Origin of the sequence: Rathayibacter sp. PhB127, assembly GCF_003751665.1 — a bacterium.
GTDB classification, from domain to species: Bacteria; Actinomycetota; Actinomycetes; order Actinomycetales; family Microbacteriaceae; genus Rathayibacter; species Rathayibacter festucae.
Map to the genome: position 1 here is coordinate 1849967 of NZ_RKHW01000001.1, position 16874 is coordinate 1866840.

The following is a 16874-nucleotide window of genomic DNA, read 5'->3' on the forward strand; positions in this document are numbered from 1 at the left end:
GATTCCGGCGATCTCTGCAACCTAGTGAATGGACACGACGACTCATGACCACGAAGCGCACTTTTCTCGCCTCGACCCTCGCTCTGGCGACCGCGATCACCCTCTCCGCCTGCTCGAACAGCTCCTCCGGGACGGGCGGCATGGAGGGAATGGACCACAGCAGCTCCTCCGCGTCCGCGTCCCCGTCTTCTACCGCCGCGGCGGCGGCGGACTTCAACGATCAGGACGTGACGTTCGCGCAGATGATGAAGCCCCACCACGAGCAGGCGGTGGAGATGGCCGACATGATCCTCGCGAAGGACGGCATCAGCACGGACGTGACCGGCCTCGCGACGCAGATCAAGGAAGCGCAGGGCCCGGAGATCTCTCAGCTCGAGGAGTGGATCACCGCCTGGGGTGCTGAGGACGCGATGTCGGGCATGGATCACAGCATGGACGGGATGATGTCCGACGAGGACATGTCGGCATTGGAGAGCGCGACCGGCCCTGAGGCGGAGAAGCTCTTCCTCGAGCAGATGACGATGCACCACGAGGGTGCTGTGGAGATGGCGCAGACCGAGGTCGACGAAGGCCGGAACACGGACGCGATCGAGATGGCGAACACCATCGTGCAGACGCAGACGGAGGAGATCGCGACCATGCAGGACCTCCTCGCGTCCCGCTGACCCGGTCGCCAGCGGCGACTACGGACGCACCTGGACGGGGCTGCGGCCCTTCTCGTGAGGGACCGGGCTGCTGCCACGCTCGCGCGCGGCGCGGGTGCTGGCCTGCGGGGACAGGTCCAGGCGCCGCAGCAGTTGCGCGTTCACGGCGACGACGACCGTGGACGCGGACATCAGCAGCGCACCGACCGACACAGGCAACACGAACCCGATCGGGGCGAGCACGCCCGCGGCCAGCGGGACGGAGAGCAGGTTGTAGCCGGCCGCCCACCACAGGTTCTGCTTCATCTTCCGGAAGCTCGCCCGGGACAGCTCGATCACCGACAGCACCGACCGGGGATCATCCGATGCGAGGATCACCCCGGCGGACGCGATCGCGACGTCCGTGCCGGCACCGATCGCGATCCCGACATCGGCCTGCGCGAGAGCGGGAGCGTCGTTCACGCCGTCCCCGACCATCGCGACGCGGCGACCCTCCTTCTGCAGCTCGATGACCTTCGCGGCCTTGTCCTCGGGCTTCACGCCGGCGAACACCCGGTCGATGCCGAGCTCGTCCCCGACGGTGCGGGCGACGGCTTCGGCGTCACCGGTGATCATGACCACCTGCACGCCGATCGCGTGCAGCGCGTCGACCGCCTGCCGGGACTCCTCCCGCACCTCATCCGCGAGCCCCAGAGCCCCGATGACCCGGCCGTCGCGGAGCACGTGCAGGATGATCATCCCGTCCGCCTCCCACGCCCGCGTCTGCTCGAGCGGCGCCGCGTCGTGCGCGCGGAGCATCGACGGACCGCCCACGCTCACCTTCACGCCCTCGACGCTCGCTGTGACACCGACCGCTGTCGACGCCTCGACGCCGGTCGCCTTCGCCACCGTGACACCCCGCGACGCAGCGGCGGTGCCGATCGCGCGAGCGAGGGGATGCTCGCTGTCCGCCTCGACCGCCGCGGCGATCGCGAGCAGCTGCTCCTCCGACAGATCCCCGGAGACGTGCACCGCCGAGAGGGTCGGCTCGCCCTTGGTGAGGGTGCCCGTCTTATCGAACAGGACCGTGTCGACGGTGCGCATGCTCTCCAACGCGAGACGGTCCTTGACCAGCACGCCGCCCTTCGCGGCGCGCTCGGTCGCGATGGACACCACCAGCGGGATCGCCAGGCCCAGCGCGTGCGGGCACGCGATCACCAGAACGGTGATCGTGCGGATCACCGCATCGTCCGGGCTGCCCAGCAGCGACCACACGATCGCGGTGATCACCCCGGCGCCCAACGCGAACCAGAACAGCCACCCCGCCGCGACGTCCGCGATCCGCTGCGCGCGGGAGGACGAGTTCTGCGCCTCGGTGACCAGGCGCTGGATGCCGGCGAGAGCAGTGTCGTCGCCGACCGCTGTCACCTCGACCCGTAGCGCGGTGTCCGTGGCGACCGTGCCCGCCACGACCATCGATCCCGGACCGCGGCTGACGGCGCGCGACTCCCCCGTGATCATCGACTCGTCCACATCAGCGGTGCCCTCGATCACCCGGCCGTCCGCCGGCACCCGGCCGCCGGGACGCACGATCACGACGTCGCCCTGCACCAGATCCGCGGGAGACACCTTCTCCACCTCGTCGTCGCGCACCCGTTCCGCCTCATCCGGCAGCAGCGCCGCGAGAGAGTCCAGGGCCGAGGACGTCTGCGCGAGGGAGCGCATCTCGATCCAGTGCCCGAGCAGCATGATCACGATCAGCAGCGCGAGCTCCCACCAGAAATCGAGCTCGTGATCCAGCAGCCCGGCGCTCGCACCCCACGACGCGAGGAAAGCGACCGTGATCGCCAACGCGATCAGCAGCATCATCCCCGGCGTCCGGGAGCGCAGCTCCGACACCGCCCCTTCCAGGAACGGCCGGCCGCCCCACACGTACATGACCGTGCCCAGTACCGGCGAGATCCACGCGACCCCCGAAGCCTCGGGCAGCGGATAGCCCAGGATCATCGCGAACATGCTGCTGAACGCCACCACCGGCACGGCGAAGACCACCATGATCCAGAACAGACGCCGGAACTGGCCCACGTGATCACCATGACCCCCATGGCCGCTGTGCCCCCCATGGCCGCTGTGCCCTGCGTGACCGCTGTGATCGTGGTGGCCGGCGTCACTGTCGTGCTCGCCGTGACCCGGGTGACCGGCGGGGTCCCCGTGCTCACTGTCGACGGTGTGACCGGCGTGACCATCGGGAGCTGTGCTCACGGCCTGACCGTGCGGGGACCCGTGATCCTCCGGCATCGCGTGGCCGCTGTGCTCGGACTGCGCCGGCACCGACGCCGCACCGTGATGTTCACCGTGCCCGCTGGAATGCCCCTCGTGCTTGACCATCGTGACTCCTTCCGGCCTGAACCGACCTCACCGAACCGTATACCCCCCGGGGGTATCTGACAACGGGTTGAAAGCGGTGTTCATTCCCCGTGCGTGCGCTCTCAGTGGCCGGGCTCCAGCCGCCGTCCTGAGGCCGCCGCCTTCCGCGCCACCGTGGAGACCGTGTGCGTTGCTTCACGCCAGTGCCGATCGCTCATGATCATGCCGGGAGGAGCGGCGCCTCCGGTCGCCGGACGGTTCGACGTGGATCCTCAGCGAAGACCCACCGCGTCGTGGATCCAGAACGCCTCGGGATACACCAGTGCACCTGTCATCCACGGTTCGAAGGCGGAGAGTCGACGCACCTGGAACGCCCCATCCGGGATCCGCGACGAGGGCGAGCGAAACCCCAGAGGAGCGGCGGGAACGAATCCGGAGGAGGAGTAGTACCCGGGGTCCCCTTCCAGGAACACTGCGGGCGCGTTCGACCGTTCGCCCTCCGAGACTGCCTGCTCGATCAGGCGGCGGCCGATCCCTCGGCGCTGCTGCGAGGGAACGACCGCGAGCGGGCTCAGCACGAGGACCTCGACGAGCTCTGCTGGCGCGTCCAGCCATCCCCGCGAGAGCACCACGTGACCGACGAGGTGTTCCGCGTCTTCAGCGACGAGCTCGACGACCGCCGCGCTCGTGAGCCGCAACCCGTGTACCAGCGAAACCACACGGTCCGCCTGCAGCGCGAACGCCGTCGACTCGACGGTGTCGATGGAGCGGGAGTCGGCGCCGGTCGCCCTGCGTATCCGGACTCTCAGCGGCTCGGCCCCGGCCGACTTCTCCTGAAGCACCGCAGGTACCTCCTGTCTGATGTGGTCGCGGTGGAGCAGCTAGGGCTGAGGGGTCGCTTCGCCGGCGATCTCGGCGAGGGCCGCCACATGCCCGTCGAACGCGCGCTGTCCGCTCGGGGTGAGCGTCAGCCAGGTCAGCTGACGGCGGTCGCTCCGTCCGGCCGACGAGGCTTTGCGGGAGGACACGTAGCCGTTGTCGGCGAGGGCGCGGAGGTGCTTGGAGAGGCTCGCGTCCGCGATGCCGAGGGTGTCGCGGAGCACGGTGAAGTCGATCTGATCGACGCGGCGCAGGATCCCGCAGATGCGCAGGCGGGCGGGAGCGTGGATCAGCTCGTCGAAGGCGGCGTCAGCCACGGCGGGCGATCTGCCGGACCGCCGCGCGGAACGCGAGCGTCGACAGCCAGGTGACGAGGAAAAACGCGGCGATCGCGGTGATCGCCACGGCCCAGCCGAGTCCCTGGGCGACGAGCCCGAGCGAGACCGAGAACAGGAGGAGGCACGAAGCGAGGGCCGCGCCGACGAGCAGCATCGCCTCGACACCGACCCGCCGGAGCCGGATACCCGTGGCGCGTCGCAGGAGCACCACGAGCACGACGGCCGCAGCGATCACGAGCCACGACGTGGTGGGCGGCTCGTAGTCGGCGCCCGGTGAGAGCGCGGCGGCCTGCGCCACCCAGAGCAGTGCGAGGACGCCGAACCCGGCGAGGTGCCGGCGCGGTGCGGAGATTCGGGCGACGAGGGCCTCCCGGTCGGACCGGAGGCCGTCGAGGGCGGAGGACGCGTCGGATGCTCGATCGTTTTCCATAAGGGAAAACTACACATCGTTTTCCTGTCAGGCAAGTGATGTCGGTGGTGCTCGATCACGCCTCGGCTGCACACGGCTCAGGCCGGACGGGTCTGACCGGCGCGAACGGCGCCGGCAGGACCACGCTGCTGCGGCTCCTCGCGGGCGAGCTCGCGCCCACGTCGGGCTCGATCAGCCGCTCGGCGGCGGTCGGCGTGCTGCCCCAGCACCTCGCCCGCCTCACTGCGACATGCGATTGACGATGGAGGGCATCGCCGGCCGCGCGGGGACCGGAAAGCAGACGCTCTACCGGACCTGGCCGTCGACGGCAGCGATCGTGTTCGACGCTCTTCTCGCCCGGAGCGAGACTCCGGAGGGCACGGTCTCCCTACCGGACACCGGCGATCTGAAGGCCGACCTGCTCCTCCTGATCGAGGAGACGGTCCAGGAGCTCACCTCACCCGCGACCGAACCTCTGCTGCGGGCAGTCACCGCCGCGATCCAGACCGACCTCGAGCTCGCTCGCCAGTACCGCGAACGGCTGCTCGAACCCCAGATGGCCGCCGTCGCTCGGCGCTTCGAGCTGGCGGGCGCCGCCGAACCGGCCGCGGCGGCGGAGCTCCTGCTCGGCCCCGTCGTCCACCGGTGGCTGCTCCGAAGCGGCGACTTCGACCAGGAGTGGATGCAGCGGCACACCGACCGGGCCCTGCTCGGCGCGCACGTGCACTGAGTCATGGAGCGCGACCGGTGAGCGATCCTGTTCACTGAAGGCATTCGGCGAACCCGGCTGCTGACGATCGAGCGAAAGCAGCAGCACACGTCACCGGCGCTCGAGAAGCCGCTGACGAGCTCGAGAGAACTGCGATCGCTCTTCTCGCCCGCTGACACCTGCCGCGCCCGCTCGTGTCCACCGCGCAGCAGCCGATCTCAAGCACGACTGGCGAGCGGGCATCGAACGTGGATCAGTCGGGCCGACGTCGTTCGATGAGGACCGTGTCGCGCCAGGTGCCGACGGCTGGTCCGTAGGTCATCAGGGCGATGCGTTCGCGGGTACCGACGCGGCGGAAACCGGCGCGGTCGTGCAGGGCGAGGCTGGCGGAGTTCTCCGGGAAGACGCTCGACTGGATGGTCCAGAGTCCGGCGTCGTCGGCGGCCTCGATGAGCGCCTGCACGAGCATCGCGCCGATGCCCAGGCCACGAGCGGCAGCGGCGATGTAGACGGAATGCTCGACGACTCCCCGGTACACGGGACGGTTCGAGACGGGCGAGAACGCCGCCCAGCCGAGGATCTCGTCGCCGTCCGCGGCGACCAGGCGCCCGACGTCGAGCTTCCCCGCATCGAACGCCTCCCAGGACGGCGGCTCCGCCTCGAAGGTGGCATGCCCGGTGGCGATCCCTTCGCGGTAGATCGCTTCGACCGCCGTCCAGTCCTCGGGAAGCATCGCCCGGATCGCGGTCATGAGCATCAGCTTCCTCCGGCGGACCCGATGTCGGTGGGGCACACGCCGGTCTCGGGGAGCACGAGCTGCACCCGCCGGGCCGCGGCGTGATCGCCCGCGAGCTCGTCCGCGATCGAGCGGACCTGCTCGTAGCCCGTGACGAGGAGGAACGTCGGCGCGCGGCCGTAGGACTTCATGCCGGCGATGTAGAAGTTCGGCTCGGGGTGGGCGAGTTCCGCGACGCCGTGGGGGTCGACGGTGCCGCAGGAGTGCAGGTTCGGGTCGATCAGCGTCGCGAGCGCGCGCGGCGCCTCCACGATCTCATCCAGGGAGACGCGGATCTCGCGCAGCATGCCGAGGTCGGGCCGGAACCCCGTGGCCTGCACGACGACGTCGGCCTCCACGCTCTCGCGCTCCTTCCGGCGGCGTCCGAGGACGGCGACCCGGCCGGTGGCGGTCTTCTCGAGGCGGTCGATCTCGAAGCGGTCGAGGAGGGTGATCGCGCCGGCGCGGACGAGCTGGTGGACGGTTCCGCCGAGCCTGCCTCGCTCCTCGAGCTCGTCGGCGCCGGAGCCGAAGACGCGCAGCGGGCTGGTCCCACGGATCGCCCAGGTGATCCGCGTGCCCGGTTCTTCGCGGGCGAGGCGGGCGAGCTTGATCAGAGTGTTCGCGGCGGAGTGGCCGGCGCCGACGACGAGGACGCGTTTTCCGGCGAAGCGGGCGCGGTCGGCGCCGAGCACGTCGGGCAGCGCGTGGCTGAGGTGCTCGGCGACGTCGGCGGCGCCGATCGGATCGAGGCCGGCCGAGGCGAGGGCGTTGGGCGTCGAGTACGTGCCCGAGGTGTCGATGACGGCGCGAGCGGTGACGTCGACGGCGCCCTCCGGGGTGTCCAGGCGCAGCAGGAACGGGGTGCCCGCGCGGCCGACCGAGCGGGTGCGGTCCATGCCCTCGCGGGTCACGGCGGTCACACGCGAGCGGTACCGGATGACCGGGGCGAGCTGCGGCGTCGCGGCGAGGGGCGCGAGGTAGTCGCGGACGAACTCGTATCCGGTGGGCAGCTTCTTCGCCGCGGGCACCTCCCAGCCGGCCGCGTCGAGCAGACGTGCGGCGGCGGCGTCGACCAGGTACTCCCACGGCGAGAACAGCCGGGTGTGACCCCACTGCTGAACGGCAGCCCCGGCGCTGTCCCCGGCCTCGTAGACGAGGACGTCGATGCCCCGCTCGAGCAGCTGCGCGGCAGCGGCCAGGCCGACGGGGCCGGCGCCGATCACCGCGACGGGCAGGCCGGTGAGGCGGCGCTCGTCGGTGCGGGGCGGGACGGTCAGCAGCATGGTCATGGCGGGATCCTCGGCTCGTCGGGTCAGCGGCCGGCGGGCAGCAGCTCGGCCAGCAGCGACTCGACGCGCGCCTTGATGTCGTCGCGGATCGGACGGACCTCGTCGAGCGACTTGCCCTTGGGGTCCGTGAGCGACCAGTCCTCGTAGCGCTTGCCGGGGAAGATCGGGCAGACGTCGCCGCAGCCCATGGTGATCACGGCGTCCGACTCGCGCACCTGCTCGGTGGTCATCAGCGTGGGCACGGCCTGCGAGATGTCGATGCCCTCCTCCGCCATCGCGGCGATCGCCATCGGGTTGATCTGGTCGCCCGGCTCGGACCCGCCGGAGAGCACCTCGACGGCGCCGTTCGAGAGGGCGCGCATGTAGCCGGCGGCCATCTGCGAGCGCCCCGCGTTGTGGATGCAGACGAAGAGGACGGTGGGGGCGGTCATCGGAACTCCTGGGCGTCGACGGAACAGGGCTGCTGCATCGATCTCCGTCGATGCAAGCACGGCCGACTATATCGACACGCGTCGATCCATGGGAAGATGGGGGATGGCCGTTCTCGAGATGCTCCCCCTGACGGACGTCGCCGCCTGCTGCGCACCGCTGACCCGCGAGGCGATGAGCACGGAGAACGCCGAGAAGCTTGCCCGCTCGCTGCGCGCGATCGCGGACCCCGCGCGGCTGCGACTGATCTCGATGATCGCCGCTCACGACGGCCAGGAGGCGTGCGTGTGCGACCTCACCGAGCCGCTCGGGCTCGGCCAGTCCACCGTCTCGCACCACCTGAAGGTCCTCGTCGACGCCGGGATCCTGACCCGCGACAAGCGGGGGACCTGGGCCTACTACCGCCTCGTCCCTGGTGCCCTCGAGTCCCTGGCCGGGCTCATCGCCGCCGTCTGACACGACCCGCAGCGGCGGGAGGATGCCGAGCTCGCGCGGAGGGGCGTCAGCCGTGTCGTCGTCGGCGGAGTCCGCGTCATCGGTGATGAGGCACTGACGCATTGCGGTGGAGATCATCGCGAAGCCGGCCCGATCCAGAGCGCTGGAGACGGCGGAGAGCTGCGTGACGACGTCTCGACAGTCGCCGCCGTTCTCGACCGCAGTGAACACGGCGGTGAGCCGCCTCGTTGCGAGAACGTCAGCGGGTGAGGAGTCCCGCGATGCTGACGGACGCGACGAACACGGCGACGAAGAGCAGCATCAGCACGTCCGGGCAAAGGCGGTGCAACACCGACGGGAGTGGGCAGGCTCTCCTGGCTGGCGCTCCCGAGGGGTGGGTGCTTGCATGGCCCTCATGTCGTCCCCGCCCACTCCTCCGCCCCTCGCCGCGACCTTCCTGATCGGCTCGCTGCTCGGTACGTCCGGCGCGGTCTGATGTCCCGGATCCTCGTCGTCGAGGACGACCCGCAGATGGGCGCCCTCGTCGAGCGCGGGCTGCGGGAGGACGGCTACGACGTGCAGCTCGTCGACAACGGCGTCGACGCGCTGATCGCCTTCACGGCGGGAGACGTCGACGTCGCCGTCGTCGATGTGATGCTGCCGGGGATGACCGGGTTCGAGGTCTGCCGGCGGATGCGGGAGTCGGGCAGCACCGTCCCGGTGGTGCTGATCACGGCGCGGGACGCCGTCGAGGACCGGATCTTCGGGCTGGACTCGGGCGCGGACGACTACGTCACGAAGCCGTTCCACTTCGGCGAGCTGAGCGCCCGGATCCGCGCGCAGATCCGCCGCCGGGCCAGCGGCCCGCAGCCCGTGGTGCAGATCGGGGCGCTGCGCCTCGACGCCCTGTCCGTGCGAGCCACGGTCCGCGATCACCCGTTCGCGTTGAGCGTGAAGGAGTTCACGCTGCTGCGCTTCTTCGCGGAGCATCTCGATGAGGTGCTGACCCGGACGGAGATCCTCACCGAGGTGTGGGGATCACCGGAGACGTTCGAGCCGACCCTCGTGGACCAGTACGTCAGCTATCTCCGCAAGAAGCTCGCCCTGGCCGACGCGGGCCTGCGGATCACGACCGTCCGCGGCGCGGGATACCGGCTGGAGCGCACCGAGTGAGGCTGCTGCGCTCCCTGTCGATCCGCTCCCGGATCACCCTCGGCAGCCTCCTCGTCGCGCTGGTCGGCGTCGGCGTGATCACCCTCGTGCTGCACGGGCAGTTCCGCAGCATCGTCGTCGCGTCCGAGGTGACCCTCGCCGAGGGCGACCTCGCCCCGTATCTCGCCGATCTGGGATCGGATCCGACCGAGACCCCGGACCCGCCGGCCGAGGGGATCCTGGTCTTCGCGCGCGCTCCTGGCGGGGCGGTCCCCGTCGACACGATGCCGCACGACGTCCACGAGGTTCTGGAGCGCAGCACCGGCAGCGACGGCACCTCGACGGTGATCACCGACGAGGACGTCCGGTTCACGATCGTCTCCCGGACCCTGGACACGAGTGCGGGCACGTGGGAGCTGTGGGCGGCGCGCAGCGGCGCCGGCAGCGACCTCACCGTCGCGGCCCTGGACCGGACGCTGCTCATCAGCGCCGCGGCCCTCGTGATCCTGTCCGCTCTCGCCGCATGGCTGCTCACCGGGGCTGCGCTTCGTCCGGTCGAGCGGATGCGCCGCACCGCCGCGTCCCTCGGCGACCGAGGCGGCGGCGAGCTCCCTGTCGGGCCGGCGGCTGACGAGCTGTCGGACCTGGCGGAGACGTTGAACGCGTTCATCGCCCGGATGCGGGACACCGCGGATCGGGAGCGGCAGATGGTGTCCGCGGCCAGCCACGAGATCCGCACCCCGCTGGCCGTCGTCATCACCCAGCTCGAACTCGCGCACCGGCACTTCGGCGACGCGGACGCCCTCGAGAAGGAGATCCGCGCCGCCGAGGGATCGCTCGCCCGCCTGTCCCGCCTGGCGACGAACCTCCTCGAGCTCTCCCGCCTGGACGCCGCCCCGCCCGTCGCCGTCCGCGCGACGGCGAGCGAGCTGGAGACCGAGCTGATGGACTCCGTCGACCGGCTGAGGACGATCACGGGCGGCGGCGGCCCCGAGATCGAGCTCGACACCGCGATCGAGCGGGCCGATGCGCCCTACCCGCTCTCGGTGAGCGCGTTCTCGCGGATCCTCGACAATCTCGGCGCGAACGCGATCGCCGCGACGCCCCCTGCCGGACGCATCACCCTCCTCCTCGAGCAGCACGACTCCACCCTCGAGCTGCGCGTGGAGGACACCGGGCACGGCATGCCGGAGGAGTTCGTGCCGCACGCGTTCGAGCGCTTCTCCCGGCCCGACGAGGCGCGCACCAGCCGCGACGGCGGCAGCGGGCTCGGGCTCGCCCTCGTCGCAGCCCTCGTCGACACCGCCGACGGATCGGTCACCCTTGAGAACCGCCGCCCCAGCGGAGTGAGGGTGACGGTCGTGCTGCCCGAGCGGTGACATGTGAGACCTCGAACACGAATCGGACTCCGGCGGGGAATCGGCACGCATCCCTCATAGCCGGCACCAAGACTTCCCCGCGACGGTGAGAGCGCGCCCCCGAAAACCCCGGGTCGGCGCACTCGACACCGACCGGAGGGCGCCGCCGTGAGCACCACGATCCGACCGACCAGGGCACCTGCGCCCCACGCCCCGACCACGCTGCGGCGGTCCCAGGCCGACCGCGAGCGATCCCTGCGCCGGCGCCTGCGTTCCGCGGACGCGCTCGTCACCGCCGGCTGGGTGTCGGTCGCCCTCGCCATCGCGCTCTACCTCGCAGCCGGCGGACCCGCGCAGGTCACCGACCTCTCCGGAGCCCTCACGGCCGCGGGGATCGTCGCCGGTCTCGTCGGCACCGACCTGATCCTGGTCATGCTCGTCCTGGCCGCCCGGATCCCCTGGATCGATCGCACCTTCGGCCAGGACACCGCGATGGCGCTGCACCGTCGCCTCGGCAAGCCCGCGTTGTATCTGATCCTCGGGCACGGCGCCCTGCTCACCGTCGGCTACGCCCTCACCGACGGGCTGACGCTGTGGAACGAGACGCTCGCCCTGTACTCCGGCGCCGACATGCTCCTGGCGCTGCTCGGCAGCACCCTGCTGGTGCTCGTCGTCGTCACCTCCCTCGTCGCCGTGCGCCGCCGCTTCGCGTACGAGGCGTGGCACGCGATCCACCTGCTCAGCTACGCCGCCGTCCTCGTCGCCGTCCCGCACCAGCTCTCCGCCGGCCAGGTCCTCGCCGAGAGCACCCCGCAGCGCGTCTACTGGATCGCCCTTTACGTCCTGGCGTTCGGCGCGATCGCCTGGTTCCGGTTCGCGGTACCGGTCCTCGCGACGCTGCGGCACCGGATCCGGGTCGAGGCCGTCGAGGCGATCGCCCCCGGCGTCTTCTCGATCCACCTCTCCGGCCGCGACCTCTCCCGCCTCGGTGTGATCGGCGGGCAGTACGCGATCTGGCGGTTCTGGAGCCGCGGCACCTGGTGGCACGCGCACCCGATCTCCTTCTCCGCCGTCCCGACCGGCACCCGTGCGCGGATCACCGTCCGCGCACTCGGAGCCGGGACCGACCGTCTCGCACGACTGCGCCCCGGGACCACGGTCTCGATCGAGGGCCCTTACGGGATCTTCACCGACGTCGCCCGCACCGCCCCGCGCCTCGCGATCATCGCCGCCGGCATCGGCATCACCCCCGCCCGAGCGCTCCTCGAGCACGGCGGCCTCCGACCCGGCGAGGCCACCGTCCTGCTGCGCGCCACCGACGACTCCGAGACCTACCTCTGGGAAGAGACGCAGACACTGGTCCGCAGCAGCCGCGGCGCGCTGTTCGGGATGATCGGCCGGCGGCCCGCAGGGCTCGCGACGTGGATGTCCGCCGAGTCCGTCGCCCGCGGTGTGACGATCACCTCGGCGCTGCCGGGCCTGCTCGAATCCGACCTGTTCGTCTGCGGTCCCACCGCCTGGGCCGACCTCGTCGTCCGCGACGCGCGAGCGGCAGGCCTGCCCGACCGGCAGGTCCACGTGGAGAGGTTCGACTGGTGAGAACACGAGCAGCAGTCGCCAGCGTCCTCGCCTCCCTCGCCGTCCTCGTCGGCGGCTGGCAGATGGGATCCGCCGGCGCCACCGGGTCCCCGCTCGCCACCGGGACGAGCGCCACCACGGCCACGGACCCGACAGCCCCCGCGGCGACGACGCCGACCTCGGCCGGCATCCCGGCCTCGACGACACCCGCAGCGCCCTCCACCGGCGCGACCACCGACCCGTCGGCCGGTGCGAGCTCGACGGGCGGTGCGAGCTCGACGGCCACCGCGAGCCCGTCCACCTCGACCGACGGCACCTCGACCGACGGCACCTGGACCGGCTCGTCCGTGGCGACGCGCTTCGGCGCGGTGCAGGTCGCGATCACCGTCGCCGGCGGGCAGATCACCGACGTCACCGCCGTGCACCTCACGGACAAGGACGGCCGGTCGGTGTCGATCTCCGACCGGGCCGCGCCGATCCTGCGTCAGGAAGTCCTCGCCGCCCAGTCCGCGAACGTGCAGGCGGTCAGCGGAGCGACCTACACCAGCGACGGATACCTCACGTCCCTGCAATCGGCGATCGACCAGGCCGGACTCTGACCGTGCACACGTTCACGACGATGGGCACCGTGGTCAGCCTGCGCACCGCCGACGACACCCCGGTGGGCGACGTCGAGGCCGTCTTCGCCGACGCCGACGCCCGCTTCAGCCTGTACCGGCCGGAGTCGGAGGCGTCCCGGATCGCCCGCGGTGAGCTCGCGCTGACCGCCGCGTCCGAGCAGATGCGGACCGCGTACACCGAATCGCTCCAGTGGCGCACCGCGACGGACGGCGCCTTCACCCCGCACCGGCCCGACGGGGTCATCGACCTCGCCGGAACCGTCAAGGCGACCACCATGGCGCACGCGGCCCGGCTGCTCGGAGACGGCGAATGGCTCCTCGGCGTCGGTGGCGACGTCCTCACCTCGCCCTCCGGCAGCTGGAGGGTCGGGATCGTGGATCCCGGCGACCGGCGGGCGCTGCTCTGCGTCGTCCCGCTCGGCGACGGACGCCGCGCGATCGCCACCTCCGGGATCGCCGAACGCGGAGAGCACGTCTGGCGCCGACCTGTGGAGCCCGGCGACGTCCCCTTCGTGCAGGTGTCCGTGATCGCCGAGGACATCGTCACCGCCGACGTCCTCGCGACCGCGATCCTCGCCGGCGGCACTCCGACGCTCGACACCGTCACCGACCGCTTCGACGTCGACGTCCTCACCGTCGACGCCACCGGCGCCCTTCTCGTGACCGACCGGCTCCGCCGCCTGATCGCACCGGCGAGCGAGCACACGCACTGACTCCGCCCCGTCGGCAACTCGCATCTCGGCGGTGAAGCGGGGAGTCGGCTCCGAGGACGAGCGAGCGATCGTTCGAGGGCTCACACGAACCCCTCTGTCGGAACGGCGCACCGGATCCAGCGGGTTAGCGTCACGAGGACACCACTCCTCGACCGAAGGCGCCCCGATGAACGACTGGCAGATCAACGGCCTCCCCCTCCATCCGCTCCTCGTGCACGCCGTCGTGGTCCTGCTCCCCCTCGCCGCACTGATGCTCATCCTCGGCAGCGTCTGGCCCGCCGCCCGCCGCAAGTTAGGGATCCTCACCCCGATCATCGCCCTCGCCGCGCTGATCGCCGTCCCGCTCACCACGCAGGCCGGCGAAGCCCTCGAACGCCGGACGGAGCCGTCCGCGATCCTCGAGCAGCACACCGAACTCGGCGACCACCTGCTCCCCTGGGCCGCCGGCCTGTTCCTCGTCGCCCTGGTGCAGTGGCTCTGGTTCCGCCGTACGCGACGAACCGAGGACCGACCCGCCACCCGCCGCCCCCTCGTCGGGATCGTGCTCGCCGTCGCAGCGATCGCCGTCTCCGTCGGAGCGACCATCGACGTCGTCCGCATCGGCGACTCCGGCGCGCAAGCCGTCTGGTCCGACTCCACCTCGAGCACCGGCACCGACCAGGCACCCGCGCCCGGCGACGACGAATGACCCACCCGCTCTCGGGGAGTGCCCTCTCCGGCGGACACCGGAAACACTCGCGCATGCTCTTTCTCGCCCCCGCTCCTCGTCCGGACGATGGCAGGTCCTGTCTTCAGGACGGAGTTCTCCCACGCCGTGGCGGCGAACTCCCCGTCAGCCGCGGACAGGACTGACGCCGGTACAGCTGATCACGACCCCGCTCGAACGTCACGGGACGCTTCAGCAGCGATGGCGGGCGCCTGAGTCGGAGCTCCTGCTCGGATCTGCACGAGGGTGAGGTCGAGGAGCGGCGTCGGGACGCTCAGCTCCCGCGCTCGGCGAGCGAGGTCGCCGAGCAGGTGCTCGGCCTCGGTGGGCAGGCCGACGACGAGATCGCGGTAGAGCGAGGTCGTGAAGGCGGACCCCTCCTCGGTGAGGATCGCGAGGGACTGCTCGTGCGCCGCGGCGGACACCGGCAGGCCGGCCGCGTCGGCGACGGTCTCCGCCTCCTCGATCGCGTCGAGGATCCACGGGAGGGCCCCCGCCTCGAGGGCCGGGCCGATCGCGCTGCGGAAGAGGCAGGTGACGACGCCCGCCGCGGCGATGAAGACCCACTTCTCCCACAGCGCGGAGAGCACGTCATCCGACACCCGCAGGTCGATGCCGGGGACGTCGAGCGCTTCGACCACGTGAGCCGGCACCGGTGCGTCCGTCAGCGAGCCGATCGTGAGCACCGAGAGCCCGGTCATCTGGCGGACCGCGCCGCCGTCGAGAGTCGCGACGATCTTGGCCGAGCCGCCGAGCACTCGCCCGGGGAACTCGGTCTCCAGCAGGTCGATGTGCGCCATGCCGTTGAGGATCGGCAGCACGAGCGTCTTCTCGGTGACCCAGGCGCGAACATCGGCTACGGCGCCCTGCAGCGCCGACGCCTTGACCGTCACGAGCACCAGATCGAAGGCGGACGCCTCCTCCCCCACGACCAGTGTCGTCACGTCGAGGGTGCGGTCCTCCGAAGGCGAGACGAAGCGGAGTCCGTCTCTCCGAAGCGACTCGGCCCTGCCGGCACGCACCAGGTAGGTGACGTCGCGGCCGGCTTCCTGCAGGCGGCTCCCGAACGCACCACCGGTCGCGCCCGCTCCGACGATGAGAATCCGCATGGCGATGCCCTTCTGTCGCGACCACGAGTCCTCCGAGAGTAGGACGTGGCCGCCACCCTCACGACCAGCCGCAGCGCAATCAGGAACAGGCCTGACCTTCCGCAACTCCTGGGGAGAGATGGTCTTCACGCCGGGTGAGTGATGTCCGACCGCTCGGCAAGGCTGGTCGACCGCCTCGACGGCACCCCGGCCGACGTCACCGGGAGTGCGGCGCTGAACGATCCCGCTACGGGATACCCGCCGCCCATAGCCTGAGGGCATGCGGCCACTGAGGAGACGACTGCCCGGCTGGGCGCTCGTGCTCCTGTCGGTCCCGCTCGGTCTCGCGTCGACCGCCCTGGGATGGACCTTCGACGGGAGGGATCCGATGAGCGTGCAGTGCTCGCGAGGGCCGTTTCCCGAGGTGGGCGATTCGTCCGACGAGTCCGTCCGCATCACCGGTGACCCTACGCTCCTGCCCCTGGGGGTGGACTGCACCTACGACGCCGACGGTGATGACATCGGCCCGCAGACGACTCATCACTACGACTTCCCTGCGACCATCGGCCTCCTCGTGAGCGTCCTCGCCTTCGGCGGAGGCGGGGCCCTCGTCCTCGTCCGCGACTAGCGGCCGTCAGTGCCCGCCAGGCGATGCCCTTGCGGGACACCACCTCACGTCGGCTCGTCGCGCGGGCGCCCTCATGCCAGGATCGGGCTATGGGGATCAGCAGAATCGGAATCACGCTCTCGATCACGGCTCTAGCCGGCGTACTCGTGCTGTCCGGCTGCACCGCGGACGAGACCGCCGGCGCCGAATCGTCGACAGTTGCTGTCGAATCGTCAGGCGCGGATTCGGCAGGCTCGCCGGGTCCGGCCGCGTCGGAAGACCCTCAGCTCAGTGCATTCGAGCAGCAGCTCCCCCTGAGGGGCGAGTTCGTCAGTCAGCAGACCGAGACGACAGGATCGGTCCTGATCGAGCGCCGCGCGGACGGTTCGACCTGGGCGACCGTCACCGGATTCTCGACGGGTGACGCCTCTGATCTGAGGCTGGAGCTCAAGGAGGGCGCGCTCGAGCAGGACGGCTCGGGCGCCTGGGTCGACACTGCCGGCTACTCCTTCGACATCGGTCCCCTGGACCCGGAACAGCCGGACCAGGAGATCGCAATACCGGGAGCACACACCATGCCGGCGATCAGAACCCTCACCGCCATGAACTACGAGGGCCCCGATTACCCGTCCTTCGGGTCCGTCTCCCTGGAGAGGTAGCCCATCGCGCACTCGTCGACGCCGAGACGGAGCGCGGCTTCGGATGTCATTGCAATGCAGGCGAAGGGATTATCCAGTGACACGACCGCGATCAGACGCGAGAACGGTCCGCGCGAGGATCCGTCTGCGTCCGACCA

The 16874-nt window shown here is 70.9% G+C and carries 20 protein-coding genes and 1 pseudogene; 12 read left to right on the forward strand and 9 right to left on the reverse strand.

All coding sequences use genetic code 11. The features are described 5' to 3' along the window. Window positions 1–44: 44 nt before the first annotated feature. Window positions 45–665, forward strand: coding sequence for a DUF305 domain-containing protein (locus EDF22_RS08880; protein WP_123704104.1), 621 nt, complete (start codon window positions 45–47; stop codon window positions 663–665). Between the two features lie 18 nt (window positions 666–683). On the opposite strand, the gene EDF22_RS08885 is transcribed toward EDF22_RS08880, so the two are convergent. The 4 genes from EDF22_RS08885 to EDF22_RS08900 all read right to left on the reverse strand — a co-directional run bounded on the left by EDF22_RS08885 (window position 684) and on the right by EDF22_RS08900 (window position 4637). Further along, window positions 684–3011 (reverse strand): heavy metal translocating P-type ATPase, encoded by a 2328-nt coding sequence (locus tag EDF22_RS08885; protein ID WP_123704106.1) that lies wholly within the window; start codon window positions 3009–3011, stop codon window positions 684–686. A gap of 251 nt (window positions 3012–3262) precedes the next feature. Then, window positions 3263–3832 (reverse strand): GNAT family N-acetyltransferase, encoded by a 570-nt coding sequence (locus EDF22_RS08890; protein WP_221180899.1) that lies wholly within the window; start codon window positions 3830–3832, stop codon window positions 3263–3265. A 39-nt stretch (window positions 3833–3871) separates the two neighbouring features. Further along, complete coding sequence (locus tag EDF22_RS08895; protein WP_123704108.1) at window positions 3872–4186, reverse strand: transcriptional regulator; 315 nt, start codon at window positions 4184–4186, stop codon at window positions 3872–3874. Further along, the gene (locus EDF22_RS08900; RefSeq protein WP_123704110.1) at window positions 4179–4637 is read right to left on the reverse strand and encodes a hypothetical protein; all 459 of its coding nucleotides are present in this window, start codon (window positions 4635–4637) and stop codon (window positions 4179–4181) included. Before EDF22_RS08900 ends, EDF22_RS08895 begins: the two co-directional genes overlap by 8 nt. Before the next feature lie 38 nt (window positions 4638–4675). Between EDF22_RS08900 and EDF22_RS21435 the strand changes: the two genes are divergently transcribed. Beyond that, the gene (locus EDF22_RS21435) at window positions 4676–4876 is read left to right on the forward strand and encodes an ATP-binding cassette domain-containing protein (RefSeq protein ID WP_123704112.1); all 201 of its coding nucleotides are present in this window, start codon (window positions 4676–4678) and stop codon (window positions 4874–4876) included. Beyond that, complete coding sequence (locus EDF22_RS08910; protein WP_123704842.1) at window positions 4867–5346, forward strand: TetR-like C-terminal domain-containing protein; 480 nt, start codon at window positions 4867–4869, stop codon at window positions 5344–5346. Before EDF22_RS21435 ends, EDF22_RS08910 begins: the two co-directional genes overlap by 10 nt. 232 nt (window positions 5347–5578) lie before the next feature. Here EDF22_RS08910 and EDF22_RS08915 read toward each other — a convergent pair whose 3' ends face one another. Genes EDF22_RS08915 through EDF22_RS08925 form a run of 3 tightly spaced genes read right to left on the reverse strand, consistent with a single transcriptional unit; the run spans window position 5579 to window position 7823 of the window. Beyond that, a complete protein-coding gene (locus tag EDF22_RS08915; RefSeq protein ID WP_397460140.1) occupies window positions 5579–6082 on the reverse strand; it encodes a GNAT family N-acetyltransferase in 504 nt (167 codons plus the stop codon). Continuing rightward, window positions 6082–7392, reverse strand: coding sequence for an FAD-dependent oxidoreductase (locus EDF22_RS08920; RefSeq protein WP_123704845.1), 1311 nt, complete (start codon window positions 7390–7392; stop codon window positions 6082–6084). The genes EDF22_RS08915 and EDF22_RS08920 overlap by 1 nt, the downstream gene beginning before the upstream one ends. A 23-nt stretch (window positions 7393–7415) precedes the next feature. Then, a complete protein-coding gene (locus EDF22_RS08925; protein ID WP_123704114.1) occupies window positions 7416–7823 on the reverse strand; it encodes an arsenate reductase ArsC in 408 nt (135 codons plus the stop codon). A gap of 103 nt (window positions 7824–7926) precedes the next feature. On the opposite strand from EDF22_RS08925, the gene EDF22_RS08930 reads away from it, so the two are divergent. Next, a complete protein-coding gene (locus EDF22_RS08930; protein ID WP_123704116.1) occupies window positions 7927–8277 on the forward strand; it encodes a metalloregulator ArsR/SmtB family transcription factor in 351 nt (116 codons plus the stop codon). Between the two features lie 84 nt (window positions 8278–8361). Here EDF22_RS08930 and EDF22_RS08935 read toward each other — a convergent pair. After that, window positions 8362–8487: pseudogene (locus tag EDF22_RS08935) on the reverse strand (metal-sensitive transcriptional regulator); the annotation flags it as partial. Between the two features lie 264 nt (window positions 8488–8751). Between EDF22_RS08935 and EDF22_RS08940 the strand changes: the two are divergent. The 6 genes from EDF22_RS08940 (at window position 8752) to EDF22_RS08965 (ending at window position 14365) form a co-directional block, all read left to right on the forward strand. After that, on the forward strand, window positions 8752–9429 hold the full coding sequence (locus EDF22_RS08940; protein ID WP_123704118.1) for a response regulator transcription factor: 678 nt from the start codon (window positions 8752–8754) through the stop codon (window positions 9427–9429). Beyond that, window positions 9426–10787: a HAMP domain-containing sensor histidine kinase gene (locus EDF22_RS08945; RefSeq protein ID WP_123704121.1), complete on the forward strand. Its 1362-nt coding sequence runs from the start codon at window positions 9426–9428 to the stop codon at window positions 10785–10787. The genes EDF22_RS08940 and EDF22_RS08945 overlap by 4 nt, the downstream gene beginning before the upstream one ends. Before the next feature lie 147 nt (window positions 10788–10934). Then, complete coding sequence (locus EDF22_RS08950) at window positions 10935–12365, forward strand: ferredoxin reductase family protein (protein ID WP_260303361.1); 1431 nt, start codon at window positions 10935–10937, stop codon at window positions 12363–12365. Beyond that, window positions 12362–12943 (forward strand): FMN-binding protein, encoded by a 582-nt coding sequence (locus EDF22_RS08955; RefSeq protein ID WP_260303362.1) that lies wholly within the window; start codon window positions 12362–12364, stop codon window positions 12941–12943. Before EDF22_RS08950 ends, EDF22_RS08955 begins: the two co-directional genes overlap by 4 nt. 2 nt (window positions 12944–12945) lie before the next feature. Beyond that, window positions 12946–13677: an FAD:protein FMN transferase gene (locus EDF22_RS08960; RefSeq protein WP_260303363.1), complete on the forward strand. Its 732-nt coding sequence runs from the start codon at window positions 12946–12948 to the stop codon at window positions 13675–13677. Between the two features lie 166 nt (window positions 13678–13843). Continuing rightward, window positions 13844–14365 carry a DUF2231 domain-containing protein gene (locus tag EDF22_RS08965; protein WP_123704123.1) on the forward strand — a complete coding sequence of 174 codons (522 nt, stop codon included), beginning with the start codon at window positions 13844–13846 and terminating at the stop codon, window positions 14363–14365. Window positions 14366–14544: 179 nt separating this feature from the next. Here the strand turns inward: EDF22_RS08965 and EDF22_RS08970 are convergent, their stop codons facing one another. Next, window positions 14545–15492 (reverse strand): 2-dehydropantoate 2-reductase, encoded by a 948-nt coding sequence (locus EDF22_RS08970; protein WP_123704125.1) that lies wholly within the window; start codon window positions 15490–15492, stop codon window positions 14545–14547. Between the two features lie 466 nt (window positions 15493–15958). On the opposite strand from EDF22_RS08970, the gene EDF22_RS20780 reads away from it, so the two are divergent. Together EDF22_RS20780 and EDF22_RS08980 are read left to right on the forward strand one after the other, a co-directional pair. Then, window positions 15959–16099, forward strand: a complete 141-nt coding sequence (locus EDF22_RS20780; protein WP_185038833.1) for a hypothetical protein — start codon at window positions 15959–15961, stop codon at window positions 16097–16099. Window positions 16100–16188: 89 nt separating this feature from the next. After that, window positions 16189–16737 (forward strand): hypothetical protein, encoded by a 549-nt coding sequence (locus tag EDF22_RS08980; RefSeq protein WP_123704129.1) that lies wholly within the window; start codon window positions 16189–16191, stop codon window positions 16735–16737. Window positions 16738–16874 lie beyond the last annotated feature (137 nt).